The organism is Rhabdothermincola sediminis (genome assembly GCF_014805525.1).
Classification (GTDB): domain Bacteria; phylum Actinomycetota; class Acidimicrobiia; order Acidimicrobiales; family Acidimicrobilacustridaceae; genus Rhabdothermincola; species Rhabdothermincola sediminis.
In genome coordinates this window covers 1-854 of sequence record NZ_JACFSZ010000048.1, presented here as the reverse complement: position 1 = coordinate 854, position 854 = coordinate 1, and the positions used below count along the sequence as shown (strand labels likewise).

The following is an 854-nucleotide window of genomic DNA, read 5'->3' as shown; positions in this document are numbered from 1 at the left end:
GCTCACCGAAGGAGGCCCCGCGACCTAGAGTTCACCTGCCACCAGGGTGGGGAATTCCGATGAGCAACCCTGGGGAATTTCGGCGAGCGGCGTCAGCTGTGGCGTCGCCGGAGACGAAGACCCTCGAAGTCGCCCTGCACGTGTTGGCCCGCCGCCATCCGGCTGCGGGCTACCGCAAGCTGTGCTCGAGGCTGCGCCGGGCGGGCTGGCCGGTGAACCGCAAGCGGATCGCCCGGCTGTTGCGCCGGTGGGGTCTGCAACAGACCTGCCGTGTCCGCCACCCCAAGGCGCAGGGCCGGCCGTTCAACATCGGCGCTCCCAACGAGCTGTGGCAGACCGACCTCACCAGCGTCTGGTGCGGCGAGGACGGCTGGGCGTACTTCACCGCCTCGCAAACCTGACGCTACCCACCGGGAGCCGGCTGGGCGCACGTCGGGTCCGGCGAGCCGGGACGCTCGCCGGACCCGACGCCGTCGCAGGGGGCACCGGGGCATCCAAGTGGGCCTCGATCAGGGCCCGCTCGAGCTCGTCGATGCGCGCCTCGGCGGCCTCGAGGGCTCGTTCACGCTCGGCGAGCCGCTCTCGAGACTCGGCCAGGCTCCGGTCCCGCGCCGCCAGCGCGGCCTCGAGGTCGCGCAGCTCACCGGTGCGCGCGGCATGGCGGGCCTCGAGGTCCTTCAGCGCCCGCACCGCGCCAGCCCGCTCCCGGCGGAGCGAGGCGACCTGCTCCTCGGACCGGGCGAGCCGCTCCTCGGCGGCGCGCCGGGCGGAGCGCTCGCGGGCCAGCGCCTCCCGGGCCTCCCGGCGGTCCTGCTCTGCCCGGGCCAGCGCGGCCTCGGCCCGCTCCCGAGCCT

Annotated in this window: 1 protein-coding gene and 1 pseudogene; one reads left to right on the top strand and one right to left on the bottom strand. The window is 74.9% G+C overall.

All coding sequences use genetic code 11. From position 1 onward, the window contains the following. Positions 1 to 59 precede the first annotated feature (59 nt). Positions 60 to 401, top strand: coding sequence for an IS3 family transposase (locus HZF19_RS16120; protein WP_208029818.1), 342 nt, complete (start codon positions 60 to 62; stop codon positions 399 to 401). Here HZF19_RS16120 and HZF19_RS16115 read toward each other — a convergent pair. Further along, a pseudogene (locus HZF19_RS16115) lies at positions 382 to 854 on the bottom strand (hypothetical protein); the annotation flags it as partial. The gene HZF19_RS16120 and the pseudogene HZF19_RS16115 sit on opposite strands and share 20 nt — an antisense overlap.

Bases quoted from the DNA above. Each gene is read 5' to 3' on its own strand.
- HZF19_RS16120 (WP_208029818.1), top strand. From the start codon at position 60: ATGAGCAACCCTGGGGAATTTCGGCGAGCGGCGTCAGCTGTGGCGTCG.